Below are 22,087 nucleotides of genomic sequence, written 5' to 3' on the forward strand. Positions count from 1 at the left end.
TCGTCCAGGGGGCGAAACCCCTGGGGTCCCCCTTACTAAGGGGGATTTAGGGGGTTGTATATCCCCTTTCGATCTCCCGCAGCAGCGAAGCCGCCTGATCCACCCACTTGTCCTCCACGGTGCCGTCTTTATCGAGCGGCTCCTGAAACTGATCCACTAACGCTCCAAAGGTCCGGACCTGCGCCTCATGATCCAATCCTTCGTTATAGACATGTTTGAGTACGAACGGGGTACCGATTCGGACAAAAGCGTCCGTAGAATCCGTGTCTCCGTCCAGTACGCCGCTCGTGACTTCAAACGGGATGCGCAGCCACACTTTATGTCCCTCATCCAAATAGCGGTCGAAGGAACCGTGCTCATAATCCCAGTTGCCGCCTAATGTGAATTCATGCTCATGCAAATAGCTTCGCACATGTTCAAAAGGCTCTTCCCGCCCTTGCAAAGTCGAGTCTAAAGGAACCATCGGCATCTCCTCCAAAATATGATCGCTGCAACAAAATCACGCTTAGCATGTACCGGGTCAAGTAAAATTATGCCCATCAAGTGGAAAATAAACGCCAACAGGTTCATCGGAACGACCGGCTTTGCTTGTCCGTTTTCATACCCTGGTCTGCAAAGAAAAAAGAAGCCGCTCCTCAAATTTCCGGAACCGCTTCTTTCCTTTACGCTCTTTGTTTTATTTCGAATCAAAAGCGCTGCGCAATCCATCGCCAATGAAGTTGAAGCACATGATCGTCAGAAAGATCATAAAGCCGGGGATGAACGGATACCAAGGCGCATTGTTCAAAATCGTCAAGCTTTGCGCGCTCTGCAGCAAATTCCCCCAGCTCGCGGTAGGCGGCTGAATCCCCAGACCGAGGAAGCTAAGGCTGGACTCCGTCAAAATCATGGTGCCCATCTGCAGCGTTGCGGAGACGATGACCGGGGCGATGGCGTTGGGCAAAATATGCACGAAAATAATCCGGAAATCCGACATGCCGATCGTCCGCGCCGCATCGACGAACTCGCGGTTTTTGACCGAAAGAATTTGCCCTCGTAGCAGTCTCGCTTTGGACATCCAGCCGAATACTACGAACACGACGATAATATTGAATAGGTTCGGCTTCAGGACAGTAACGACCGTGATCAGAACGAAGAAGGTCGGAAAGGCCAGCAAAATATCGACGATCCGCATCAGAAAGCCGTCGACTTTCCCTCCATAATAACCGGCCAGCGAGCCTACGGTAATCCCGATCAACAGGTTAAGGATAACGGAAAAAATCGCGACGGCGAGCGATACCCGGGCGCCGTAAAGCACCCGGCTGAACAAATCCCGCCCTAAATCGTCAGTCCCGAACCAATGCTCGGCGCTTGGCGGCTTCAAGCGGCTCATCAGATCCTGTTCCGCCGGATCATGAAGTGCTATGACGGGCGCAAACAACGCGAGTAGAATAAGTACCCCCATAACCCACAGGCTGACAAAGGCCAGACGGTTAGCCTTGAATCGTTCCCAAGCCCGACGTTTCGGTTTGGCGGCGGCCGCAGGAAGCTGGGCCTTATTCGTAGTTACGGCTTCATTCATGGATTATACCTTCGCCTCGCTTTTGCTGTAGCTAACCCGGGGGTCCAGGATCGCATAAGATAGGTCGGCTAATATGCTGCCGAAGACATAGAGAAAAGCAGTCATTGTCGTAATGGCGAAGATGACCGGATAATCCCGCTGGAAAGCCGCTTCCGTGAACAGCCGGCCGATTCCGGGAATGCTGAAGATCGTCTCGACAATAACGGAGCCCGCGAAGAAGCTGGGCAGCGATAGCCCGAACAGCGTTGCCAGCGGAATCAGTCCGTTGCGCAAGCCGTGTACGGTCAATATCCTCCCATCCCGCAGCCCTTTGGCTTTGGCCGTGCGCATGTAATCCTGATTGATGACCTCCAGCATGCTGGAGCGGACATACCGAATCCAGACCGCCACTTCAGAGCAAGCAATCGTAAACACCGGCAAAATCAGATGAAGCACCCGGTCCCATAAGCCGGACGGCGCATTGATCGTCTGCAGTCCGCCCGACGGCAGCCATCCGAGCTTTACGGCAAAGAACATCATCAACAGAAGGCCGAGCCAAAACCCGGGCAGCGAAATGCCGACGAACGTAATGCCGGATATGAGCTGGTCGAGACGCGAATTCGCTTTAACCGCGCACAAAATGCCGAGTGGAATCGCGATGGCCAAGGCTAGAGCAAAGCTTGTGACCGTCAGCAGCAAGGTATTCGGCAGCCGGTCCCAGATCAATTCCGAGACCGGTTGGTTTTTTTGAAACGAAGTGCCGAAATCCCCTTGCGCCAGGTCGCTGATCCATTTCCAATACTGAATGTATAACGGTTGATCCAAGCCGTAAGCCTTGATCATATTCTCTCTATCGATGGCCTTGATCGTCGGATCGTCAACGTACTGGGAGATCGGACTGCCCGGAGCCATATGGATAATCAGAAAAGAAATGATCGTAATGCCGATCAGAATCGGAATGGCGTTCAGCAAACGCCGAAGGGCATATCGGGCCACCGGATGTCACTTCTTTCATCATAATTTCGATCATAACGATCAATGGATTTTCTTATTTCGTGAAATACCACTTTTCGATTTCCTTCAAGGAGTCGCGCTTCGGATTAAAGCCTTCGAGATTAGCCGGATAAGCCATGGTAGACGTTGGCGAGTAAAAGAACGTATACGGCTGCTCTTCCGCAATTATAGCGTCGATTTTGGCCATCAGCTCTTTCCGTTTATTCATATCGAAGGTTTTCAAATCCTCGTCGATCAGCTTGTCGACCTCGGGATTTTTATAAGAAATATAGTTCGATCCCGTCTCAATCGCCGTGGAATGCCAAATGCCTTGCGGGTTCGGGTCTCCCGAAATGCTCCAGCCATGGAATAGAGCGACGAAGTTTTTACCCATCCAGTTTTTCGTAAAAGCAGAACCCTCGACAATTCGAGGCTGAACGCTGATGCCGACTTTTTTCAACTGCTGCTGAATTACGGTCAGCGCCTTCTCGCGAACCTTGTTCCCTTGAATCGTTTGCATTTCAAACTCGAATTTTTGACCGTTTTTGTCCAAAATATTGTCGCCGTCCGTATCTTTCCAGCCTGCATCAGCCAAAATCTTCTTCGCCTTTTCCGGATCGTACGGGAATTTCGGCACATTATCCGTGAACGACCAGTAGGACGGAGACGTTTGGCTGTGTACGAGCTTTCCTTGTCCTTCGACGATGTTGTCTACGATCCCTTGACGGTCGATTGCCATCGTAAGCGCCTGACGCACCGATTTATCCTGGAACAGCGGATTGGTCAAATTCCAGGCTGCAAACATATAGACCCCTGTGCCAATCTCTTTTTGCAGCTTGATTTTGCCCGACGCTTTGGCAAACTGCTCGATAGCTTGCAAATTGTCGGCCGGCACTGCAACGACATTAATTTCACCGGCTTGCAGCTGTGCCATCATGGCATTTGCGTCAGGGATAATCTTCGACGTTATTTTTTCAATGGCCGGCTTGCCGCCGAAATAGCTGTCGTTACGAACGAAGCGCAAATGTTGGCCTTGCTTCCATTCTTCCAGCTTGTACGGGCCTGATCCGACGGGCTTCTTCGCGAAGGTCGATTTTTCCATGTCTTTTACGGCAACATCCTTCAGCAAATGCTGAGGCAAAATATTAAAAGTTAACATATCGATGTATCCGGCATGCGGCTCTTTGAATGTAAATTTAACAGTCGTATCGTCCGTTTTCTCAATCTTCGCCAATTTTTCGAACGTTCCTTTGCGCGGTCCTTTGTAATCCGGATTCATCGGAATGTTGTATGTAAATACGACGTCGTTGGCCGTTACCGGCTTGCCGTCGCTAAATTGGGCATCGTTGCGGATTTTAATCGTCATTTCTTTCTTGTCTTGCGAGAACACAGGCTGCCCGACCGCCAGATCGGGGACGATTTCCTGCTTGTCGTTGACGCGGTACAATGAGCTGAACACCAAATCAATCACTTCACTGGAAACCGTAGTGGTTGCCCAAAAACCGATAAAACCTTGCGGATCAAGCAAATAAGCCGTATTGATTTCGCCGCCGTCCACCTTTTCTTTTTTACTGCTGGTAGCCGACGCCCCATCGACCGGCTTCTCGCTCGTTGCGGCGGTTCCGCCGCCTCCGGACGTGCAGGCGCTCAGCAACAGCGCGGTGGTCATCAACGTGGCAAGAGCGATATTTCCCGCTTTGCCGATTTTTTTGAACAACATAGGCAAGTTCCCCTCTCTTTTCGATGCCTTCTGTAGGCGTTTATATGAAATGGCACGAGGCGTAATGCCCCGGCTCCGCTTCCCGGAAGACTGGCTTCTCGATCCGGCAGCGCTCCACTGCATGCGGACACCGCGGATGGAACGCGCAGCCTGTCGGCGGATTTGCTGCGTTCGGCACTTCTCCGCTTAAGATGATCCGCTCCCGCTTGCCGTCCACATCCGGTTCGGGAACGGACGACAGAAGCGCCTGGGTATACGGATGCTTCGAGCTGCTGAACAACTGGTCCCGGCTGGCCAACTCAACAATTTGACCCAAGTACATGACGGCGACCCGATCGGAAATATGTCGGACGACGCTAAGATTGTGCGAAATGAACAAGTACGACACTTTCGTCCGCGTCTGCAGCTCCTCCAGCAGGTTGACGATCTGCGCCTGAATCGAGACATCCAGCGCCGAGACTGGCTCATCCGCCACGATGAGCTTCGGACTTAACGCAATGGCGCGGGCAATCGCAATACGCTGCCGCTGTCCGCCGGAAAATTCATGCGGGTACATGCTAATCGCATAAGACCTTAGTCCGACCGTATCCAAGAGCTGCTCCGCCCGCTTCATCGCGTCCGACCACTTCAAGCCGCCTTGGACCACAAGCGGCTCAGCAATCGCTTTACCCACCGTCATTCTCGGATTTAACGATGCATACGGGTCCTGAAAGATGCACTGCATCTCTTTCCGAATCGGCCGAAGCTGCCGTTGATTCCAACTGCCGATCGAAGTTCCGTTAAACACGATTTCACCTTCGGTCAGATCAAGCAAGCGTAAAACCAACCGTCCGACCGTCGACTTGCCGCAGCCGGATTCGCCCACAATACCCAGTGTTTCCCCTTTAAATATCGTAAAGCTGACATTGTCAACCGCTTTGACGGCTCCATTTTTCAAGTTGCCGCCGATGCCAAAATATTTTTTCAACCCTTTAATCTCCAGAAGCGGAGCCCCCACGTGTCGATCATCTCCCTCTAATCCGTACTAGGTCAAAATGCAGCGAACTTGATGTCCCGCTCCAATCTCCCGCAGCTCGGGCAGCCGCTCGCTGCATTCCGCTTTCGCCATCGGACAACGCTCGGCAAACCGGCAGCCGGCCGGAAAAGCACCTGCGGGCGGAACGCTTCCCGCTATCGGGACAAGCCGCTCTATAGCCCCCTGCATGCGTGGCGTCGATTGGAGCAGGCCTTTCGTGTACGGATGTCTGGCATCTGTAAACAGCGTTCTAACGTCTGCCGTCTCGACGATTTGACCGGCATACATGACGATGACGCGCGTAGCCATTTCGGCAACAACGCCCAAGTCATGCGTGATGAACAGCACGGACATGTCGGTCTCGCGAAGCAGCTGTCGGATCAGGTCCAGCACCTGAGCCTGAATCGTCACATCCAAAGCCGTCGTCGGCTCGTCGGCAATAAGCAGCTCCGGCTTGCAGGCCATCGCCATCGCCAGCATGACACGCTGCCGCATGCCGCCCGACAGACGGTGCGGATACTCTTTCCGAATCCGCGAAGGCTCTGGAAATCCGACGCGCCGCAGCCAATCCTCCGCGGTTGTAACCGCTTCCGATTTACTTACGCCGAGATGCCGGGTAATCGCTTCGGTTAGCTGCTTCCCGATGGAAAGCACCGGATTCAACGAGGTCATCGGCTCTTGAAAGATCATCGCGATTCGGCGTCCGCGAACGCCTGACATCTCCCGATTGCTGAGGCCGACCAAATTGCGACCGCCGAAACGGACTTCGCCGCTCGCAATCTCCCCTACTCGGGGAAGCAGTTGCATGATCGACAAGGAAGTCATGCTCTTACCGCAGCCGGATTCGCCTACGAGCGCAACCACTTCGTTCGTTCCGATTTTAAAATCGATGCCATCGACAACTGTCAGTTCCCTCTTTTTGTCTTTAATTACCGTTTTAAGCGATTTCACTTCCAAAAGTGCCTCAGACAAGGGATCACCTTCACTTCCACATTCATTGTGTCATAAAAATTCACTTCGCTGGAATTATTTCGGATGACAGCATCAAGTCTCATTATGAAGTTAATTGACGTACTTGTCATTAGAAATTTTAAAATTTTACAATTTTTTTTGAATTCTCCTGAAACACCAGTAAATTAAAAACAAAAAAAGAGATGAAAATGTAAATTGTTTTCATCTCACAGGAAAATATATGTTAGTTTCCTCAAAGCAGGCTTTCCAAGTTCCAAGTTCTAGTACCGTAAGGAATGAACAGGATCGCCGCGCTCAATGCTTGTACTTGTATTTGTCCGTATCTTCGCGGAAAAACAGCTCCATCCAAGGCCAGGAAAAAAATTCCATACTCATCGAATGAATTTCGCACGCCTCAAGTGTCGGATGCATGTATTCCGGCACCTCATGGTGGCGGCTCATGTAATGCTGGAACGCATGTCCGGCCTCATGCGTCAGCACGTCGACATCTCCGCTCGTACCGTTAAAGTTGGAGAATATAAAAGGTACCTGCTCCGCTTTGATATACGAGCAGTAGCCGCCAACCGCTTTGCCGGTTTTGCTGACGAGTAGCGTGTAGGGTTCGAGCTGAGACCGGGCGTTCGTATACAAAATCTTCGAACTTCCTGGTCATCATCGCTTCATCCCTTCTGTAACTATTGGCCGGATAAGCATTGACCTTCGTTAGAAACATAAGGGAGCAAGCTATTTTTGTCAATATACGGAAGCAGATGAGTTCGAAAAAAAGGAAGCCGCGAATTTCCATTCGGGCCTCCTCCTTGGGATCTGCGGTATTTCGTTATTGTCTGGCCGATTCGCTGGCGCTCTCGCTCGCATTGTTTTGAGCCGGCTGCTTCACGTTATTAGCCAAAACTTCTTCCGAAAACTCTGTATCGGTTTTGAGATTTTTATTTAGATTCACATTTTGATTTTTATTTTTAGCCATCGCTATCACCTCCCCTGACACCCTTTATTATGGGTTTCAAGAAGAGACGTTATGCTAGAAAAATTTTAAAACAGCAGCTCGCTTTTCAGCTGCTTCCAGAGCGCTTCGTTAATTTTCCCGTCGCCCTTCTTCACCACGAAGACGTTCAGCGTTTTTTTGCCCCACTCTTTGTAGACCTGATTCTTTGTCTCGAAGTACAAGTCGATCCGGTTGCCTTTGATGGCACTTCCCGTATCTGCGACAACCCCGTAGCCGTAGCCGGGAATATAAAGCACCGTTCCGATCGGAAACACCTTCGGGTCAGCGGCGATCGTAGAGAACGCTTCGACATCCCGGGTAACCTTCATTCCGGAAAACGTAACTCCGTATTCGGGATGTCCAGGGTTTTTGCCCGTCGATTCCCGCCCGGCATAGTATCCGGTTGCCGTCACTTCAACGGCTTTATAGCTGGATAAATCTTGTCCTTCGTGGGGAAACAGCTTGTAATTCATCTTACGGCGGCCGCTCGCGGCAGATACGGGTTTCGAGTCGGGAGACTTGACCTCCGGCTTGCTGACACCAGGCGAATGCAAGGATACGGGTAAAGCGGCGATCGACAGCTCGTTGTTCAGCGCCGTAGACCGTTTGTAATCCTGTTGTTTTTCAAACCATAGCAAGAAGGACAGCATCAACGCGATGAACAAGATCCATTTGGCATGGCTTGCGGTTTTTGGTAACATGAGCTTGGTTTAAACCTCCCCTTGTTAAAAGAGGGTCTCCAACATTCGCAAGTTCTATACACAGTCTCCCGCGAAACAAGCAAGCCGTAACCCCTCAACCTACAAGCCCCCCCAGCTTCCCATGGACAAATGGAAAGAGCCTGCCCCTTCAACAAGGAGCAGGCCTTTCTGCCAAATCATATCGTATAGCAGCTTACGCTTGCTTGGTCCGAATGTTTTCCCGGATCATCTCGATGACGCTATCTACGCTGTGTGCGCCGAGGTCGCCTTGACCGCGCTTGCGGACGGAAGCGCCGGACGCTTGCACCTCGTTTTCGCCAACAACGAGCATGTACGGAATTTTCTCAAGCTGCGCTTCGCGAATTTTGTATCCGAGCTTCTCGTTGCGCAGATCGGCTTCGACCCGGATACCAGCGTTTTGCAGCTTCGCTTCGACTTCCTTGGCGTACTCGTCGAAGTTGCCGGATACCGGAAGCACCTTCGCCTGTACCGGACACAGCCAGGTCGGCAGCGCGCCGGCGAAGTTCTCAAGCAAGAAAGCAGTCATCCGCTCCATGGTCGAAATAATGCCGCGGTGAATGACGACCGGGCGGTGCTTCTGACCGTCGGCTCCGACGTATTCCAATTGGAAGCGCTCCGGCAGCAGGAAGTCGAGCTGCGCGGTCGACAGCGTCTCTTCTTTCTTAAGCGCCGTCTTGATCTGCACGTCCAGTTTCGGACCGTAGAAGGCCGCCTCGCCTTCCGCTTCGAAGAATGGCAGACCGAGCTCCTCGACCACCTCGCGAAGCATCCGCTGCGACATTTCCCACATTTCGTCGTTTTGGAAATATTTCTCAGTATCCTTTGGATCACGGTACGACAGACGGAAACGGTATTCCTTGATGCCGAAGTCCTCGTACACTTGACGGATCAGGTTCACGACGCGCGCGAACTCTTCCTTGATTTGATCCGGACGGCAGAAAATATGCGCGTCATTGAGCGTCATCGCCCGGACGCGGTGCAGGCCGGTAAGCGCTCCGGACATCTCGTAGCGGTGCATCGTGCCGAGCTCGGCGATTCGCACCGGCAGATCTCGGTAACTGCGCATATCGCTCTTGTACACCATCATATGGTGCGGGCAGTTCATCGGACGCAGTACAAGCTCCTCATTGTCCAATTCCATCTTAGGGAACATGTCTTCCTGATAATGCTCCCAGTGGCCGCTCGTTTTGTACAATTCCACGTTGGCAAGCACCGGCGTGTATACGTGCTGGTAGCCGAGACGCTCCTCCAGATCGACGATATAACGCTCCAGGGTGCGGCGTACTTTGGCGCCGTGCGGCAGCCAGATCGGTAGTCCTTGGCCGACTTCGTTGGAGAAGGTGAACATTTTCAGCTCTTTGCCGAGCTTGCGGTGGTCGCGTTTTTTTGCTTCCTCCAGCAAGTGCAAATGCTCGTCCAGCTCCGATTTTTTCGGGAACGCCGTGCCGTAGATGCGCTGCAGCATTTTGTTCTTGGAATCGCCGCGCCAGTAAGCGCCCGCTACGCTGAGCAGCTTGAACGCTTTGATCCGTCCGGTGGACGGCAGATGCGGTCCGCGGCACAAGTCGAAAAATTCGCCTTGGCCATAAATCGTAATCACCGAATCTTCCGGCAGGTCGCGGATCAGCTCCAGCTTGAGCGGGTCCTCCAGCTCACCGAAAATGCTCAGCGCCGCCTCGCGGCTGACCACCCGGCGGCGAATCGGCAAGTTTTCCTGAACGATGCGTTCCATTTCTTTTTCGATTTTGACCAGATCCTCCGGAGTGATCGACGTTTCCATATCGATATCGTAGTAGAATCCGTCTTCGATTACCGGTCCGATGCCGAGCTTGACGCTTTTATTGCCGTACAGCCGTTTAATGGCCTGCGCCATCAAATGCGCCGTACTGTGACGGTATACCTCCAAGCCTTCCTCGCTGTCCAGCGTAACGATTTGCAGCGCGGCGTCTTCTTGCAGCGGCGTGCTCAAATCGACCAATTTCCCGTTCAGTTTGCCTACGACGGCATTTTTTTTCAGTCCCGAGCTGATCGAGCCTGCTACTTCTTCCACCGTCGTTCCCTGCAGATATTCCTTCACCGCTCCATCAGGAAAAGTTACTTTTACAGCCATGTCCACTACCTCCAATATATTGTAGAAAATACAAAAAGCGTATCATCCCGAAAGGGACGAGTACGCTTAGCTCGTGGTTCCACCCAAATTCAATCCGCAGCTCTTCGTTCCAACACACGACCCGTCTGCGAATCCTTCATTCATTCGGTAACGGGAATGATCCGGCGATTTATACTACGCGTCTCCGGCTGCTGATCGAATCAGGCAAGGGGACACTTTCCAAATCACGGCTACGAAGGGGTAACCGATTGACGTTCGCTGAAGGGGATTGCAGCCGGCGTCCCCTCTCTCTGGACAGCACTTCAACCGATCGTGTCTTCGATCTTTGCCTATCCCTTATTATATTCAGCCGCTGTCAAACGGTCAAGGTTTTGGCACAGCCGGCAGTATCCGCACAGCTCGACGCGATTTTCGAAAATTTGCCGGATCGTCTTAATTACCTGCAAATCCGGCTCGCGGGTATGGATATAAATCTGCTGTGGAGACACCGTAATCAGCGTGCTGACAATCATATCCTCGAAATTCATATCCTTCTCCAGCGTCTCGACCGTCACGACGGCATCCGTATCGTTCGTTTCGATCTTCTCCAGATGCTCGCCAAGCAGCATAAACTCATTGCCGCCTTTATGAATCAGATGAACGAACGGAATTTTCGCTTCCTGAATATAGACGAAATATTGCAGCAATGAAATGAATTCGCGATACTGCCGGTCCATAACAAATTCGTCGACGGCATATTCGACCACTTCGCGGAGCTCGTTCAAGTAATCCGGCGCCCGGAAGCGCAGAAAGCCGTCCAAATTCAGCTCCGTATGCTCTTCAATGTATTCGGTAAGCAGGGCGGTCAGCTTGTTTTTCCGCCGCAGGTACGATTCACTCTTGTCCGATTTGATCGCCGCCGAATCGCCCCGCTCCCCCAGCATTTGGCTGCAAAAGCCCAAGATGCTGTCCGTCTCTTCGTCCTGCTTGTAATGAAACTCATGGCGGATCATATGACGCAGCAGACGCCGCTCTTCTTCAGCCAATAAATAGTCCGCCACGGCGCCGGCTGCCGCTGCATATAGCGCGTGACCGTCGGCCTGCAGTTGAAAAGCCGGCATCACCGCGCTCACTTCGACTCGCTGCAGACCGTTCCGCCGGTCCAGAACGATCCGGATCTTGTTCTCCTTATGTAGCTGTTCGCCGAAAAGCTCGACAAGACGCAAAAGCCGGTCAGCCTGAGCTTCGGAGCGCTTCACCATTACGATCGTCAACAGCTTCATCCAGGGTCACACTCTCCTTTCGGGCCTTACGATTCCTTTAAAGTATATGGCTGGACCTTCGCAGATATACAAAATACAGACACCGGGGATGTAGCAATAACTGTGAGTAGAATTCGTCAAGAGCCACTCGCCATGATACTAATTGTATTTTTCCGTATACATATGATACAATACGTATCAATCACAAAAATACGATCCTCGGAGGTTTGGTATGCAGCATCTTCGCCAAAGGTTCAAATCGCCGGCTGCGGACAAGCTGGTTCGCCTGCACAAAAATATTTACCTTAACCGCAGCGATCCCAAATATCACGAAAAGGTGATCGCGTATCTCGACCCGCACTCTCCCGAGGCGCACTACAAGCTGGGACAATATTTCGAGAATAACGGCAATATCGGCAAAGCGCTTCAGCATTATAAAGAAGCGATGAGCACGTATCCATCGCCGTATTATTTTCCCGCTTCCGGCTCGATCCGGCGGCTGACGAAGGAGCAAGCACCGGCCATCCCCGAACCTCAAGCCGCTTCAGGCACAACTGCGCCACGCACGAAAAGAAATATCGCTGCTGCCGGTTTAAAAATGCTGCTGCTGGTGCTTCTGTTCATCAACGTGCTGCTGCTAGCCTTGCTGTACGGACCGACCGCCGCTTCGAAGGTCGTGTCGACGTTTATGCCTTGGAGCGTCGGGAAAGAAGTCACGTACGAAAGCGTCGAAACTCCTTTCGTCTTGCATTTCCCTTACGGGGAGCCGCAAAAAGCGGTGGAGGAGGCGCTTCATAAAAAAGCGCTGCAGCTAGCAAGCGATCGGCCGAAGCAAACGATTATCCTGTACGGCGTGGCTTCCGGCGTTCGAACCGCGGATAACCAAGCGGTGCCGCTGAACGACGAGCAGATTAAGATCAAGGCGTTTGTCGTGGCGGAATACAATCCGGCCGTCGATACTTCAGTCAAAATCCGGTTCCTTCACCCGGAATTTCAAAAGCTCCGAACGACGGCCGGAGCCCAATTGATCCGGACGGCGCTTGAGGCTTATGCTGCGGATCACGGATCGGCCCCCTCCTCCATCGAGCAGCTGTTTCAGCCTTATCCCCATAACTACGCCAGCTATATGCCTATAGAAACGATTACCGGTTCGGCTCATGTCCGAACCGTTTTTGATGGGAGCGGCGGATGGGTTTACGATGCCCGCGCCCAAGACCCCGCACGCAGGTTTTATCCGAATGTCGCATGGGGGGAAGGCGTATCCGGGACAACAGCCGCCTCCGCAAGCCTTCCTTTCGAGCCGATTACGGTGACGATCGACAAAAGCGCTCACTTGCTCCGGCTGAACGCCGGCCCGCTGGTGCTCGCGGAGCTGCCTGTCGGGCTCGGCGCCGACGGCCGAACTCCCGACGGCACTTTGGCTGTCCTGGAGCGGGTACGTGAGCCGCAAGGAAGCCGTCCGGGGGCATATGGCACCGCTGCCTTGGGGATGGGCGAGCTCGCGATCCACGGCACCTCCGACGAAGCATCGATCGGCGCAAACCGGTCGCTCGGCTGTATTCGGCTGACGAATGAGGCGATGTCCGCTCTGTATCCGCTTGTGCCCCGGGGCGCTCGCGTCGTCATTGGCAGCGGGGGAACGGGCGGAAGCGAAAGGGCCCCGGTTCTAGTCCAGCCGGAACTGCTGCTTCCGTCGGGCAAGGACGGCTTGGGCTGGGAGGCCGAGGAAACGGCTAAACACCGTGTCTTTCATTGGTTAGGCTAAGCGTTGGAGCGAGCCGGGAACGCGCATACGAAAAAAGACGCCTGCCTTCGAGCCCGAGGTCGAAGAGCAAGCGTCTTTACTTTTGCGGCTAATTTTGCATAATGAAGTCTTTGTGCACCTGAACCGTTTCGTCGTCGAAGCGGCGCAAAATCTCATAGCGCGTATTGCGCTGCGCGGGAATTTTGCCCGCTTCCCGAATGAGCTGCAGCGTCGAACCGATGTTCACCTTGTGCGTCGTCCCTGCCGCGGATACGACGTTTTCTTCGATCATCGTCGAGCCGAAATCGTTGCAGCCGTAGTGCAGCGACAGCTTGCCAACCTCCGGTCCCATCGTCACCCAGGACGACTGGAAGTTCGGAATGTTGTCGAGCATGATGCGGCTGATCGCGACGTTTTTGAGATAGTCTTGCGGCCCCAGCTTCTCCGCCTTCAGATTCGTGTTATCCGGTTGGAACGTCCAGGAGATGAAAGCCAGGAAGCCCGGCGTATTGTAGCCGTTCGCGATGCATTCGTCCTGCGCGTCGCGGATGCGAAGCAGATGCAGCGCGCGTTCCTCCATCGTTTCGCCGAAGCCGATCACCATCGTTCCGGTCGTATGCATACCGATCTTATGCGCGGTTTGAATGACATCCATCCACTCGCGCCACGAGCCTTTCATACGGCTGATTTTGCGGCGGGTGCGGTCGTCGAGAATTTCCGCGCCGCCACCGGGCAGCGAATCCAGTCCGGCTTCGTGAATGGCGCGGATGACTTCCTCAAGAGACAGACCGTTGGATACTTCTTTCATTTTCATAATCTCGGCCGGGGAGAACGAGTGCATCGTAATGTTCGGGAACCGCTTCTTTATTTCCTTTAGCAGATTGGTGTAATAGCTGAAAGGCAGGTTCGGGTTCGTGCCCCCCTGCATCAAAATTTCGGTTCCTTCCACGTCGATCGTTTCCTGTATCTTTTGAAAAATAACTTCGTCCGGCAACACATAGCCTTCGGCCGAGCCCGGTGCGCGGTAGAAGGCGCAAAAACGGCAGTAGACATCGCAAATATTCGTATAATTGACATTCCGGCCGATCACGAAGGTCGTCACCGGCTCCGGATGATGCCGCAGCATAATTTGGTTGGCCACATGGCCCATTTTTTCGATTTCGTCCGATTCGTAGAGCGCCACACAGTCTTCCAGACTGATCCGGTTTCCGGCCAGCGCGCTATCCAATATCCGGTCGATGGAACTCATCGCTTTCATCTCCTTTATGCTTTCATCCTACCATAAAATACTCCGCCCCTGCCATACTAAAAGACCGCCATTTTCCGTGGGGTGGAAAGCGGCGGCCGTGTTTGTGACCAATTTGTGAGCGTCCGGACAAAGCCATCAAGCGGGATGCGTATGCCGGTGCCCTACGATTTTTTCTTTGGCCAATTGAAGCTGCTGTACCCGTTCCTGGTCGGTCACGAGCGGCTGCGGACGGGCAAAATAAAAGCCTTGCACCATATGCACCCGCAGCTCTGAAAGCATACTGAGCTCTTCCGGCCGTTCCACGCCTTCGGCGATCACTTGGCAGTTCATGTTGTCGGCGAAGTGCAGCAGCGCCTTCAGCAGCGATTGCTTGACGGACATCCGATCGATCTCGGCAATGACCGATCTGTCGATTTTGATCATGTCGGGCAACAGCTCGGAGATCGACTGCAGACTCGAATAGCCGGCTCCTGCATCGTCCACGGCAAAGCGAAACCCATGGGCGCGGCAAGTGTTTATGACGGCCCCTATGTATTGAAAATCTCGAATCGCGTGACGTTCCGTAATTTCCAGAACGACCTGCGAGGCCGAAATGGCCGGATATTGCTTCAACGTTTCCAGCAGTTGATGCAGAAACAGCGGATGCCCAAGCGAAACCGGCGTGACGTTAATAAACACCTGCTCTCGAATCGCCCGTGACGAAATTTCCATGAACGCCTTCTTGATGACCAGAAATTCGAATCGCGATAAAAGATCGGCCTGGTAGGCCATATCGAACAGCTCGGCAGGCGTGTGGAACGGTGAGTTTTGCGGACCGCGGGTCAAAATTTCCCAACCGTACAATTCGCCGCTGGCCAAATTGAGAATCGGCTGAGCGAGAACGAAAATGCTTTCCTGCTTCAAAATGTCCAGCAGATGCTCCCGGGTCGGGCAAAAATTCGGCGGCAGCTTCCGCGTGGCGATGCAACGGGCATAGTGGTAGGCCGTTTGAATGCCGGCGGACGTGTTCTCCAGGTCCGGACCGATGATATAGCATCCGCTTTGCAGCGATACGGAAGCCTGTGCGGCGGCGTCCGCGCTTAATCGCATTCTGCGTGAAACCTCCTTTTGCAGCTCCTTCGCCTTGCGTTGCAGCTCGTCGAACCCGCAGACGGCTTGTTCTTTAACGAATATGCCGTAATCGTCGAGCGCAAATTGCCGCACTCCGATGACATCTTTATCCCGGAAGCAGGTGGGCAGCAGCTCCAGAATCGTCTGCCGGATACGACCCTGCAAGGCGTAAAGCCTTGATTCGGAATAAGTGGAAAACATATGATGAAAATCTTCCAAGTACAGCAAAATAAGCCCGCACGATTTTCCTTGGCTCCGGTACCGTTTGACCAGCGAGAGCACCGGATCACGAAACGTAAACTCCGGGGGAAAAAAGCGGAGCGCTCTGCTCGGATAAGGCAGCCGGAGTAGCATCCGGATTCGTTCTTTCCACTCACTTGAAGCAAATGAAAACGTCATAAATTCCCCCCTCACCGGCAGCAACAACTTGTCTCTACTATCATATCATGAGTTCGTTATAGTGAATAGGGAGATATTCCTATTTTTCACAAAAAAGCCGATGATCCCCTGAATCATCGGCTTTTCCTTCTTCGTTTATCGGTCCGTATCCGCTAATGCTTGCTCCAGATCATCGATAAGATCGGCGATATCCTCCAGACCGACGGAATACCGGACGAGCCCGTCGGTAATTCCACGCTCCAGCCGGACCTCGCGCGGCATCGCCGCATGCGACATCATCGCCGGGTAGGAAAGAATGCTCTCGACCGCCCCTAAGCTGACGGCGACGAGCGGAATGCGCACCTTGGACAGCAGACGCTTGGTTCGCTCGCCGGAGCCTGTGTCGAATGAGACGACAGCGCCATAGCCGAGCGATTGCTTCTCGTGAATGTCGCGCCGGGGATGATTCGGGAGTCCCGGGTAGTAGACGGCTTCGATCGACGGATGGGCCGCCAGCCAGGCCGCCAGCTGCCGGGCGCTTTGCTCGTGCGCTTCCATCCGGGCCTTCAAGGTCTTCATCCCGCGCATGAGGAGCCACGAGTCCTGTATGCCGAGAATGGTGCCTAGCCCGTTCTGAATCTGCTTCAGCTGGCGGCCCAGACTTTCGTTAGCGGCAACGGCCAGCCCTGCGGTTACATCGCTGTGGCCGCCAAGGAATTTCGTTGCGCTATGCAGCACGATATCGATGCCGTATTCGATCGGACGCTGGTGGTAAGGCGTCATGAACGTATTGTCCAGCAGGGTCAGCAGGCCATGTTCCTTCGCCCAGCCTGCGACTTCGGCAATATCGGTAATCTTCAGCGTCGGGTTCGACGGCGTCTCAAGGTACACCGCTTTCGTATTCGGCTTAAGCGCCGCTTTCACCCGGTCCAGATCGGTCATGTCGACGAATGTCGTCTCGATGTTCAGCCGGGGCAGGATGGATGTCAGCAGCCGGTACGTGCCCCCGTACACATCCTCCGTGCAGATGACATGATCCCCTGCCGACAGCAGCATGAACGCGCCGGAGATAGCCGCCATGCCCGAAGCGAACGCGAAGCCCCGCTTGCCCCCTTCAAGCAGCGCAATGTAATCCTCAAGCGCCTGCCGGGTCGGGTTGCCGGAACGGGAGTAATCGTATTCCTGCGGCTCGTCGAGCGAAAATTGGTGGAACGTCGAAGCCTGATAGATCGGAACGCTGGAAGCGCCGGTCGTGCGGTCGATTTCGCTTCCGAAATGAATCAGCTTCGTGGCAAAAGCGCGGTCTTTATGATGGTCGTTCGGATGAATCCCTTGCGTTGTCTTATCAGCCATGAACCGGTTCCCCTCCTTCAATCTCCTGCTGAGCCAAATCGATAGCGCGGGACAAATCCGCAATCAGGTCGTCCACGTGCTCGATGCCGACGGAATAGCGCAGCAGTTTATCGTCCACGCCGACTCTTCTGCGGATGTCTTCCGGGATATCGGCATGGGTTTGAACCGCCGGATACGTCATTAGCGACTCGACGCCGCCCAAGCTTTCCGCGAACGCAATCAGCTTCACGTGGCGCAAGATTGGTTCGATATAGCGCGCATCCTTCATTTTAAAGGAAAAAATACCTGTATTGCCGGACGACTGCTTCTTCTGGATGTCATGGCCCGGGTGGCTTTCGAGCGCCGGATAATAGACGGCTTCCACTTGCGGGTGGGATTGCAGGAACGTAGCGATGCGGTTGGCATTAGACTCGTGGCGTTCCATGCGGATCGCCAATGTTTTCATGCCGCGCATGAGCAGCCAGCTGTCCTGCGGACCTAAAACCGCGCCGATCGAATTGTGCAAAAACGCCATCTCCTCGGAAAGCTCCTTGCCTTTCGTTACGATCAGCCCGGCAAGCACATCGTTATGCCCCCCGAGGTACTTCGACGCGCTGTGGATCACAATATCGGCCCCAAGCTCGATCGGACGCTGGAAGAACGGGGTAAGCAGCGTGTTGTCGACGATGGAAAGAATGCCTTTTTTCTTCGCCCAGCCGCACACCAGCGCCAAGTCCGTGATCATCATGAGCGGATTGGTCGGCGTTTCGATCAGAACCGCTTTCGTGCCCGACTGCAGGTTCGCTTCCAATGCATCGAGATCGTTCGTGTCCACATACGTTGCGGTGACGCCGAAGCGGGACATGATGCGCTCCAGCATCCGGTACGTCCCGCCGTACAAGTCGAGGGAGACAAGCAAATGGTCGCCTTGGCTGAACAGCGCAAAGATCGTCTGGAGCGCCGCCATGCCGGAGCCGCAGGCAAAGCCCGCATCCCCGGATTCCAGCTCGGCAATCGCATCCTCCAATACTTTGCGCGTCGGGCTTTTCGTGCGCGCGTAATCGAATCCCGTGCTCTGCCCGAGCTTCGGATGACGGAACGCCGTCGCTTGATATACCGGGAAGCTGACCGCCCCCGTCACCGGCTCCTCCTGGGAGCCGATCTGCGCGAGACGGCTCTCGATTTTCAACTCTGGCTTGGAACAGTTGCTCATATCATGTAATCCCCCTTATACAAATCGTACGGCGTCTCTTGGTACACATAGTAGTTGAGCCAGTTGGAAAACAGCAGGTTCGCATGGGCCCGCCAAGTGTTGAGCGGCGGCCGGGTCGGATCGTCGTTCGGGTAGTAATTTTTCGGAATTGCGATCTCCATCCCTTTGTTCACGTCACGGTCGTACTCGTATTTGAGCGTACACGCGTCGTATTCCGAATGGCCGGTAATAAAAATTTGCTTTCCGTCCTTCGTTGCGGCGATGTAGACGCCCGCTTCCTCCGATTCCGACAAAATGTCAAGCTGCCCGACCCGGGCGACATCCTCCCGGCGAACGTCGGTATGACGGGACTGGGGAACGAGAAACAGCTCGTCGAACCCGCGCAGCAGCTTCACGTTCGGCGTGGTGATCGTGTGCGGGAATACGCCGAATATTTTTTCGTCGAGCGGGTACTTCGGCACGCCGAAATGGTAGTAGAGACCGGCCTGAGCCGCCCAGCAAATATGCATCGTCGATGTGACGTGGGTTTTGCTCCACTCCATAATCTGCGTCAATTCTTCCCAATAATTTACCTCTTCGAATTCAAACTGCTCGACCGGCGCGCCTGTAATAATCATGCCGTCGAAGCGTTCGTGCTTGATGTCGTCGAACGTTTTGTAGAACTGCTCCAGGTGCTCCAGTGACGTGTTCTTGGATGTGTGCGTTTTCGGGTGCAGCAGAATGAATTCAACCTGTAGCGGAGTGTTGCCGATCAGCCGCAGCAATTGGGTCTCCGTCGTTTCTTTCGTCGGCATCAGGTTTAAGATTACGATCCGCAACGGGCGAATATCTTGACGAAATGCCACGCTCTCGTCCATGACGAAAATATTCTCGTTGACAAGCACTTCCTTGGCCGGCAGATAATCTGGTACTTTGATGGGCATCAGGCTCACTCCTTCGGGTTATTGGATTCGTCGTTCCCCGCACTCCTGCGACTGAAAAAAGGCAAAAGAAAAAGCCTTTCTCTATCGCATGAGAAAGGCCTTTGTATAGTTACATCGTCCTCTCTCATCTGTCAGAAGCCGCCTGGCTTCCGCAAGAATTAGCACCGTGCATTCCTTTGCCATGCTGAAAAACATCAACGTGTTGTTTATGCAAAGGTCTGTCGGTTGCCGGGTATCATCGGGCTAGTCCCTCCACCTGCTCTTGATAAGAAAGTTTATTCGGTTGTGTCCTTTATGGTACTAGAAAATCCTAAATAGTCAAGGGCCATTTGGGTGACGACGAATCATTTTTCTGATTGATTTTTTGTAAAACTGCCTTGTCCTAATGCGTTCGTGACCAATCCGTGACCACTGTGACCGCCTTATTTCAAGTGTATGGAAGCTGACGTTGTGATAAATATCATGCTCCTTTTTCGCTATTATTGCATTGTTCAAGATATTTTGCAAACACTGGTTTTGCAACCCTAATTTGCTTACCAATTCGAACGACAGGAAACTTACCTGAATTTAGCTCTTTATACGCGGAATCTCTGCCAACTCTAAGAATATCTCGGACATCATTAACATCAAGCATTGCAGGATAGTTTTCTAATAAACTGATAATTTCACTCATTAATTAATAATTCCTCCATTATAATTTTGTATATTTTATTTCTGATTGAACGGGCTAAATTTAAAGCCCGTTGATTACATTGACGCAAAGGGCGAAAAAAGTGAGTCGTTGGCACCGACCGAGTTTTTCAACTACCATCGATCTGATGGCAACTCAAGCTCAACAATTTTGTGGAGGTTGGGACTTAACTTTTAAACAACCGGAAAATTTCCGTAGGTCGGAAAATCACATGCTGGTCTGAAAAACAAAACTAAAAAATCTGCTAAAAATGCTTGATTTAAAAGAGTGGTCTGGAAATCTGGAAATCGAGCATCGTTCTTTTTTATAAATATGCATATCCCATACTCTTGACTTAATATATGTATTATTTGTTTATTACTACGATTAGTATATTTCATTACCAGATTTCCAGACCAGAGTATAAAATAGTATATAGTATAAGCTTTATTTTGGTCTGCTTTCCATTTTGATAAGCAGACGATTTACCGACAATTGTTCAATTTTCCGACCTAAAATAGGATCGGTTCTGAAGCTTTATCCTTAATCTTAATTCCAAACCAGCATGTTATGTTCTACTGTCCTATAAAATCAGGTGAGTGATTCTAACCTTCTGAATCAGAATTGTCGAAAAGTTGTAGTTACCATGGGAGAACTAGAAGTAACTACATAGTCCTTCGCAACAACCACTATTTCAGCAGCTTGCTAATAATTCATGTATTAGGTTTTCAACAAATTTGTGAAAAACTTGTGAGGGAATTAATTTCCCTGGAAAAAACTGTAACCACGCTTTGAGATGATATTAAGATGACACGAATCATCATTTGCAACTTACTTTTCCACAGATTTGTGGTAAACTCTGTACTTTCCTTGTCCTGTCGTATTGTTGTCACGACAACTGAACTTCCCAACGTACAGGAAACTTTTTAGACTTTCTCATTTATGATGGGATAAGTTATACCCCCATTATAATTTAAAGGTGTGACCGCAAAGGACACAAATAATTTTTCACAATTACATTTTCCGCGATTTCGCGGTAAACTCCGAGCTTCCAACTATCAGCAATTTGCGGATCGTTAAAGTCAATCGCTCTGACCGATACAGTTGTACTCCCGCTTCAATGTAAATAAGTGAGAGCTAAGCAATATACAAATTCATAAATTTCATAAATATAAGTCTAAATCATCCTTCTTATTTTCCATTTAATCCAAGAAACAAGAAACATTTTACTCTTAAAAACAAAAAAACAGGCAAATATGCCTGTTCATTTGTTCTATCTATTTATCGAATCAGCAGAAACAACATAAAGAAATTAAAATCCCGGATTTACTTCACTATACATCATAATTTGAGTTTGCTTTTCTATGGGGTATGTTGGGGAATTGTAAAAGCTGCCACTCAAAGATAAAAAGAGAACAATGGAAAAAAGAATTGCTTTCTTCATAATCTTTTCCCTCCTTGATGCTTATTCAGTTACATTATATGCCATAATATAAATTAAATCCATAAACTCCTTATTAAGTATTATTGAATTTTTGGTTAAACAATAAAAAAACTCACGCATGCAAGCATCCTTTTCTTCAAAAGCATTAATCTTATTCAAATATTGTAGACTACTGGCGAAACTCTTTACTCCCTCATCAATTACGCCAGTAATTAACTGATAATGTCCTTTGTGTCGATAATACTTCCCTTTCGCTCTGAAAAAATTAGGGTCTTCAGGGCCCGTATTCATTATTTCATTCTCTTTTTCTAAAAGTTTCGAGCACGCATCCAAATTATTCATCTTTAAATAAATCTCCAAAAGCTCGTCTACTATATGTAAACGAAACTGCTGACTACATTCTTCAAGGAGATTTTCAAGTTGAGGGATTGCAATATCATATTCCCCTTTTCTTGCTTTGGTTATTCCCCGTGTAATTTTAGCCGCCTCGTAAACAAAATCGTACTCGTATTTTTCAAAAACGTCTAATAACTCTTCAACTTTATTATAGTTCTTCAATACTAAATGGGAATTAATCATAGATAGGTGTACTCTCGCCTTTAATTCCGATTGTATTCTTTCTAACACCAGCCCATTTTCAGCAAACTCAATACATTCCCTATATTTTTTTGTAGCATAAGCATGTAAAGCCATCCTATAGTGATAGATTACGTTTTCATCGTTAGTTAA

General features: G+C 51.4%; 18 protein-coding genes, 2 pseudogenes and 1 riboswitch. Of the genes and pseudogenes, 1 reads left to right on the top strand and 19 read right to left on the bottom strand.

Annotated elements, in window-relative coordinates; genetic code table 11:
• Nucleotides 1–46 precede the first annotated feature (46 nt).
• The 11 genes and pseudogenes from NLX71_RS09155 to ytxC form a co-directional block, all read right to left on the bottom strand.
• Nucleotides 47–463 carry a YugN-like family protein gene (locus tag NLX71_RS09155; RefSeq protein WP_254363301.1) on the bottom strand — a complete coding sequence of 139 codons (417 nt, stop codon included), beginning with the start codon at nucleotides 461–463 and terminating at the stop codon, nucleotides 47–49.
• 213 nt (nucleotides 464–676) lie between these two features.
• Nucleotides 677–1,561, bottom strand: a complete 885-nt coding sequence (gene opp4C, locus NLX71_RS09160; protein WP_254363302.1) for an oligopeptide ABC transporter permease — start codon at nucleotides 1,559–1,561, stop codon at nucleotides 677–679.
• A 3-nt stretch (nucleotides 1,562–1,564) separates the two neighbouring features.
• Nucleotides 1,565–2,536: an ABC transporter permease gene (locus tag NLX71_RS09165; RefSeq protein WP_254363303.1), complete on the bottom strand. Its 972-nt coding sequence runs from the start codon at nucleotides 2,534–2,536 to the stop codon at nucleotides 1,565–1,567.
• 52 nt (nucleotides 2,537–2,588) lie between these two features.
• Complete coding sequence (locus tag NLX71_RS09170; RefSeq protein ID WP_254363304.1) at nucleotides 2,589–4,253, bottom strand: peptide-binding protein; 1,665 nt, start codon at nucleotides 4,251–4,253, stop codon at nucleotides 2,589–2,591.
• A gap of 40 nt (nucleotides 4,254–4,293) precedes the next feature.
• Nucleotides 4,294–5,250, bottom strand: coding sequence for an ABC transporter ATP-binding protein (locus tag NLX71_RS09175; protein ID WP_254363305.1), 957 nt, complete (start codon nucleotides 5,248–5,250; stop codon nucleotides 4,294–4,296).
• Between the two features lie 27 nt (nucleotides 5,251–5,277).
• On the bottom strand, nucleotides 5,278–6,240 hold the full coding sequence (locus NLX71_RS09180) for an ABC transporter ATP-binding protein (RefSeq protein WP_254363306.1): 963 nt from the start codon (nucleotides 6,238–6,240) through the stop codon (nucleotides 5,278–5,280).
• 265 nt (nucleotides 6,241–6,505) lie between these two features.
• Nucleotides 6,506–6,828 (bottom strand): annotated as a pseudogene (locus NLX71_RS09185) (M3 family metallopeptidase); the annotation flags it as partial.
• A gap of 229 nt (nucleotides 6,829–7,057) precedes the next feature.
• On the bottom strand, nucleotides 7,058–7,204 hold the full coding sequence (locus tag NLX71_RS09190) for a hypothetical protein (protein WP_167670167.1): 147 nt from the start codon (nucleotides 7,202–7,204) through the stop codon (nucleotides 7,058–7,060).
• A gap of 65 nt (nucleotides 7,205–7,269) precedes the next feature.
• Nucleotides 7,270–7,923: a 3D domain-containing protein gene (locus NLX71_RS09195; protein WP_254363307.1), complete on the bottom strand. Its 654-nt coding sequence runs from the start codon at nucleotides 7,921–7,923 to the stop codon at nucleotides 7,270–7,272.
• 193 nt (nucleotides 7,924–8,116) lie between these two features.
• Nucleotides 8,117–10,054: a threonine--tRNA ligase gene (gene thrS, locus NLX71_RS09200; RefSeq protein ID WP_254363308.1), complete on the bottom strand. Its 1,938-nt coding sequence runs from the start codon at nucleotides 10,052–10,054 to the stop codon at nucleotides 8,117–8,119.
• Between the two features lie 329 nt (nucleotides 10,055–10,383).
• Entirely contained in the window at nucleotides 10,384–11,316 is a 933-nt protein-coding gene (gene ytxC, locus NLX71_RS09205; protein WP_254363309.1) for a putative sporulation protein YtxC, read from the bottom strand.
• Nucleotides 11,317–11,527: 211 nt separating this feature from the next.
• On the opposite strand from ytxC, the gene NLX71_RS09210 reads away from it, so the two are divergent.
• Nucleotides 11,528–13,060: a L,D-transpeptidase family protein gene (locus NLX71_RS09210; protein ID WP_254363310.1), complete on the top strand. Its 1,533-nt coding sequence runs from the start codon at nucleotides 11,528–11,530 to the stop codon at nucleotides 13,058–13,060.
• Nucleotides 13,061–13,148: 88 nt separating this feature from the next.
• Here NLX71_RS09210 and mqnC read toward each other — a convergent pair whose 3' ends face one another.
• From mqnC to NLX71_RS09245, 8 genes and pseudogenes are all read right to left on the bottom strand, one after another.
• Nucleotides 13,149–14,288 carry a cyclic dehypoxanthinyl futalosine synthase gene (gene mqnC, locus NLX71_RS09215; RefSeq protein ID WP_254363311.1) on the bottom strand — a complete coding sequence of 380 codons (1,140 nt, stop codon included), beginning with the start codon at nucleotides 14,286–14,288 and terminating at the stop codon, nucleotides 13,149–13,151.
• A 135-nt stretch (nucleotides 14,289–14,423) separates the two neighbouring features.
• Nucleotides 14,424–15,797, bottom strand: a complete 1,374-nt coding sequence (locus NLX71_RS09220; protein WP_254363312.1) for an EAL domain-containing protein — start codon at nucleotides 15,795–15,797, stop codon at nucleotides 14,424–14,426.
• A 135-nt stretch (nucleotides 15,798–15,932) separates the two neighbouring features.
• Nucleotides 15,933–17,129, bottom strand: coding sequence for an aminotransferase class I/II-fold pyridoxal phosphate-dependent enzyme (locus tag NLX71_RS09225; RefSeq protein ID WP_254363313.1), 1,197 nt, complete (start codon nucleotides 17,127–17,129; stop codon nucleotides 15,933–15,935).
• Entirely contained in the window at nucleotides 17,122–18,321 is a 1,200-nt protein-coding gene (locus NLX71_RS09230) for an aminotransferase class I/II-fold pyridoxal phosphate-dependent enzyme (RefSeq protein ID WP_254363314.1), read from the bottom strand. The genes NLX71_RS09225 and NLX71_RS09230 overlap by 8 nt, the downstream gene beginning before the upstream one ends.
• A complete protein-coding gene (gene metA / locus NLX71_RS09235; RefSeq protein WP_254363315.1) occupies nucleotides 18,318–19,244 on the bottom strand; it encodes a homoserine O-acetyltransferase MetA in 927 nt (308 codons plus the stop codon). Before metA ends, NLX71_RS09230 begins: the two co-directional genes overlap by 4 nt.
• Nucleotides 19,245–19,365: 121 nt before the next feature.
• Nucleotides 19,366–19,516: riboswitch (SAM riboswitch) on the bottom strand.
• 188 nt (nucleotides 19,517–19,704) lie between these two features.
• A complete protein-coding gene (locus NLX71_RS09240; protein ID WP_254363316.1) occupies nucleotides 19,705–19,917 on the bottom strand; it encodes a helix-turn-helix domain-containing protein in 213 nt (70 codons plus the stop codon).
• 1,309 nt (nucleotides 19,918–21,226) lie between these two features.
• On the bottom strand, nucleotides 21,227–21,358 hold the full coding sequence (locus NLX71_RS26545; RefSeq protein WP_302058145.1) for a hypothetical protein: 132 nt from the start codon (nucleotides 21,356–21,358) through the stop codon (nucleotides 21,227–21,229).
• A 21-nt stretch (nucleotides 21,359–21,379) separates the two neighbouring features.
• Nucleotides 21,380–22,087: pseudogene (locus tag NLX71_RS09245) on the bottom strand (transcriptional regulator); the annotation flags it as partial.

The organism is Paenibacillus sp. MZ04-78.2 (genome assembly GCF_024213375.1).
Taxonomy (GTDB): domain Bacteria; phylum Bacillota; class Bacilli; order Paenibacillales; family NBRC-103111; genus Paenibacillus_G.